The sequence below is a fragment of the Micromonospora sp. WMMD737 genome (assembly GCF_049179055.1).
GTDB classification, from domain to species: domain Bacteria; phylum Actinomycetota; class Actinomycetes; order Mycobacteriales; family Micromonosporaceae; genus Micromonospora; species Micromonospora reichwaldensis.
On record NZ_JBMHMH010000058.1, the window covers coordinates 1 to 4,807 of the forward strand.

Below are 4,807 nucleotides of genomic sequence, written 5' to 3' on the forward strand. Positions count from 1 at the left end.
GGGCATGTACGGTGACCAGCTCACCGGCAGCTGTCGTGTCGCGGCAGCTGATTGGGGCCTGGGAGATCAGCCGGCGCCGTGGGAGTGCTGGCGAATCACCGCGCCGAGGGCCGCGATCGAGACGGCGCTGGCCGCCGAACCCCGGGCCTACATGACCATCGTCCAGGCACCCGACGACTGTGTGATCGGCGGCGAACCCGCCGCGTGCCGACGCGTGATCGATTCGATCGACGGCGCCAGTGCGATGCCACTCGGCTTGGACATGGTCATCCACTGCAGCGCCATGGCACCGTTCGCCGACACGTGGCGCCGTATTCACACCCGCACCACCCACGAGGCACCGGGGGTGCGGTTCTACACCAACGCGGGCAACCGGGCCTACACACCTACCAGGGAAGCTGCCGCCGAAGCGATCACCCAGCAGGCTGTCGAGCCGATCGACTTTCCCGCGACCGTGCTGCAAGCCTGGGAGGACGGAGTGCGCGTCTTCGTCGAACACGGGCCTCGCGGCATTCTCAGCGGTGCCATCCCGAAGATCCTCGGTGATCGCCCGCATCTGGTCGTGGCGCTGGACGCACAGGAACGCCGCGGCCTTCGCGCTCTCTCGGAATCGGTGAACAAACTGTGGGTGCATGGACTGCCGGTGGACGTCGACGCCGTCGATGCCCGCATGCGGCTGCTCCGCGAGCGATCCGGTTCGGCGCGGTCGGAGAAATCACGCACGATCACGCTGCCCGCACACTGGCCTGATGTCGTGTCGGCGCCCGAGGAGCCGGCCCCCGACACGCCCGAAGATGGGAAGACATCGATGCCCGCATTGGACCCGGCAAGTATTCAAATGATGCCGCCGGCACCCGCACGCCCCGCGCCGTTGAACTTCTCTGAGGCCGAACTCGTTCCGGCTCGGACCGCGACGGTGACGAGCTCGGTCGGCCACGATTCGGGTACCCCCGAGCAGGTGAGTGACAGGACGGCCGCAGCGCTGAGCCTGATCGCCTCGGTGGGTGAGGCCCAGTCCGTTTTCGTCGAGCGGCAGGCGCAGGCGCACGCATCGTTCCTGAAGATGCGCGGTGACCTGCTGGCCCTGGCCACCGGCCGGCATTCGCCGGCTCCACCCCCCGCCCCGAGCGCCACCGCGGCGGCACCGGTGGCCCCCGTGCCCGTCCCGGCGGAGCCACCGAGGCCGGCAGCCCCGGCGACGACCGGTGCACCGCCGGCGGAGACAGGCACGTCCGCGCCGGCGATCGACCGGCCCACACAGGTGCCTGCGCAACCCCCGACGACTCCGCGGGAGAGGCCGGGCCCGGCCGCGCCGCGACCCGACGAGCCGCTGTACGACCGCGCGCAGCTGGAAATCCTTGCCGGCGGAAATATTTCCGAGGTCTTCGGACCCCTTTTCGCCGAGCTGGACCAATACCCGCGGTTGGTTCGGATGCCTGAGCCCCCGTTGCTGTTCGCCGACCGGGTGATGAGCATCGACGGCGAGCCCGGGTCGATGGGGACGGGCCGGATCATCACCGAGACCGATGTCGTCGCCGACGCCTGGTACATGCACAACGGCCGGATGTCGCCCGGGGTGGTGATCGAGTCCGGCCAGGCCGACCTGCTGCTCGCGTCGTGGCTCGGCGCCGACTTCACCAACCGCAGCGAGCGCGTCTACCGCCTGCTGGGTTGCGACCTGACGTTCATGGGCGAACTCCCGCAGGGCGGCGACACCCTGCGCTACGAGATCCACATCGACGGCCACGCGAAGACGGGTGAAACCCGGCTGTTCTTCTTCCATTACGACTGCTACATCGGTGATCGGTTGATGATCTCGGTGCGCAATGGGCAGGCGGGTTTCTTCTCCGACGACGAGCTCGCCGAGTCCGACGGAGTGCTGTGGGATGCGGCGTCGGACGCCCCGCGCGACGGCGCCCGCCGTGATGCTCCGCCCTGCGTGACGACCAAGCGGTCCTTCGACCGTGACGACCTCGACGCCTACATCCGCGGACACGCGTTCACCTGTTTCGGGCCGGGTTTCGAGCGGGCCGCAGCGCACACCCGTACACCCGCGACTCCCGGCGGGCGCCTGCGACTGCTCGACGAGGTCGCCGAGTTCGACCCCGAGGGCGGGCCGTGGGGCCGGGGCTATCTGCGTGCGACGGCGGCGGTGCCGACCGATGCGTGGTTCTACGACGGACACTTCAAGAACGACCCCTGTATGCCCGGCACGCTGATGGCCGACGCGGCCACCCAGGCGCTGTCGTTCGCCATGGCCGCCTACGGATTCACCATCGAACGCGACGGCTGGCGGTTCGAACCGGTCCCGGACGAGATGGCGCGATTCGTCTGCCGCGGACAGGTGATCCCCGACTGGGACCACAACCTCGACTACGAGGTCTTCATCGAAGAGATCGTCGACGGCCCGACACCGACGGTGTACGCCGCGTTGCTGTGTCGTAGTGACGGCTTCAAAGTCTTCCACTGCCGCCGATTCGGGATGCGTCTCGTTCCGGACTGGCCGATGCCGGTGGCGCCCGGTCCGGTTCGAATCCTGGAGAACACAAAGGACGTTCGCGGCGATCAGGGCGCGCTGTTGGCCTGCGGTCGGGGCATGCCGTCGGATGCGTTCGGCGCCTTGTACGCTCCGTTCGACGGTACCCGCCGGGCGCCCCGGCTGCCCGACGAGCCGTACCACTTCATGTCACGGGTGCTCAGTGTGTCCAGCCCGCCGGGGGTGCCGACCAAGGGCGGCACCGTCGTCGCGGAGTACGACGTTCCGGCCGGCGAATGGTATTTCGCGGATGCCCACGTCGACGCGGTCCCGATGCCGGTGCTGATCGAAATCCTGCTTCAGCCGTGCGGCTGGCTGTCTTCGTACAACGGATTCGCCGCCAACCGTCCCGATGACGTGGTCTTCCGCAATCTCGACGGTGGCGAGGTCGTGCAGCGTCGCCCGGCACGGGTCGGCACGCTGCGGGTTACCTCGACCCTCGAACGGTTCGCCGACGGTGCCGGTTCGACCATCGTGTTCTTCGATGTCGTGTGTACCCAGCAGGACGAGATCGTCATGACGATGAAGACGGCGTTCGGCTTCTTCAGTCCCGACGCGCTGAAGAATCAGGTCGGGCTTCGAACCGACCCCGCTGCACTGGAAGCACTGTCCGAGCCGGCTCCGGTCGCGCTGTCCTACCGCGCCGAGGAACTCGACGGCGCACCGTGGCTGGACCAGGGTCGCCTCCAAGTGCTCGACCGGGTCAACTTCTGGCCGGGTGGGGGAGAAGCCGGTCTGGGCCGGCTCGTCGCGGAGTACGACGTCACCCCCGAGGCGTGGTTCTTCAAGGCTCACTTCTTCCAGGATCCAGTGCAGCCCGGTTCGCTGGGACTCGAGGCCATGCAGCAGGCGGCTCGCGCGCTGGCCCGGCTGGCCGGTCACGTCCCCGCCGGCGATGACTACGAGTTCGAGCCGGTCGCCCTGAATCAGATGTTCAGCTGGAAGTTCCGCGGCCAGGTGATCCCGACCAACAAGCGCACCCGATCCGAGATCGAGGTCGTCTCGGTGACGCCCGAGCAGCGCGGTGCCCTGGTCGTGTTCAACGGCAGGTTCTGGGTCGACAATCTGTGCATCTACGAGACGAGCGCGATGGGTGTGCGCGTCATCGGCCGGTTCTAGCAGTCGAGACCGCCGACCGCGCCGAATAGGCTATGCGAGTTCGGCTTCGCCGGATTCCTGGCCGCCGGGTTCCTAGTAGTCGGTCGGCCTGGCCGGTCCGGGTGCGGCGCCGTCCCGCTCATCCCCGGGAAGCAGCAGCGCGCGCACCGCCGTTCGTGGTCCGGCCGGCCGGAGCATTGTGCTGGCCGGGCGGGGACGCACGATCAGCGGCCACCAGAACCACCGCCCGATCAGCGCGGCGATCGACGGAGTCAGGAACGACCGCACGACCAACGTGTCGATCAGCAGACCGATGCCGATGGTGGTGCCCACCTGCCCGATGACCTGCAGGTCACTGAACACCATCGCGGCCATCGTGAAGGCGAACACCAGGCCGGCATTCGTCACGACCTTGCCCGTCCCCCCCATCGCCCGGATGATGCCGGTGTTGATCCCGGCGCCGACCTCCTCCTTCATCCGGGAGACCAGCAGCAGGTTGTAGTCGGAGCCCACGCCCAGCAAAACGATGACGGCCATCGGAAGTACCATCCAGTGCAGCTGGATGCCGAAGATGTACTGCCAGATCAGCACCGAGAGCCCGAAAGACGAGCCCAGGGAAAGGGCAACGGTACCGACGATCACCATGGAGGCCACCAGGCTTCGGGTGATGATGAGGATGATCACCAGGATCAGGCAGAGTGCGCTCACAGCAGCGATCAGCAGATCGTATTTGGAGCCTTCGCTGAAGTCCTGGAACGTCGACGCGGTGCCGGCCATGTAGATCCTGGCGTCACGCAGCGGCGTCGTCTTGAGCGCCTCCTCGGCCGCCGACTTGATCCGGTCGATACTCTCGATGCCCTCAGGCGTGCCCGGGTTGCCCTTGTGGGAGATGATGAATCGCGCGGCTTTTCCGTCCGGGGACAGGAACGAGCTCATCGCCCGCTGGAAGTCCGGGTTCTCGAAGACTTCCGGCGGCAGGTAGAAGGTGTCGTCGTTGTTGGCGGCGTCGTAGGCCTGCCCCATCGCCATCGCGTCCTGGTTCGAATCTTCGAGCGTGGAGAAGGATCCGGACATTGTGCTGTGCATCGTCAGCAGCATGTCGCGCATCGTCTTCATGATCGCGATCAACCGGGGCATCTGCTCGAGCAACTTGGGCAGCACCACGGCCAGCTT

At 67.3% G+C, this 4,807-nt stretch carries 2 protein-coding genes; one reads left to right on the forward strand and one right to left on the reverse strand.

The features are described from left to right. Positions 1 to 151: 151 nt before the first annotated feature. Positions 152 to 3,655, forward strand: a complete 3,504-nt coding sequence (locus ACN27A_RS34645) for a hypothetical protein (RefSeq protein WP_421459284.1) — start codon at positions 152 to 154, stop codon at positions 3,653 to 3,655. Between the two features lie 72 nt (positions 3,656 to 3,727). On the opposite strand, the gene ACN27A_RS34650 is transcribed toward ACN27A_RS34645, so the two are convergent. After that, on the reverse strand, positions 3,728 to 4,807 hold a 1,080-nt coding region (locus ACN27A_RS34650), incomplete at its 5' end, for an MMPL family transporter (protein WP_421459286.1).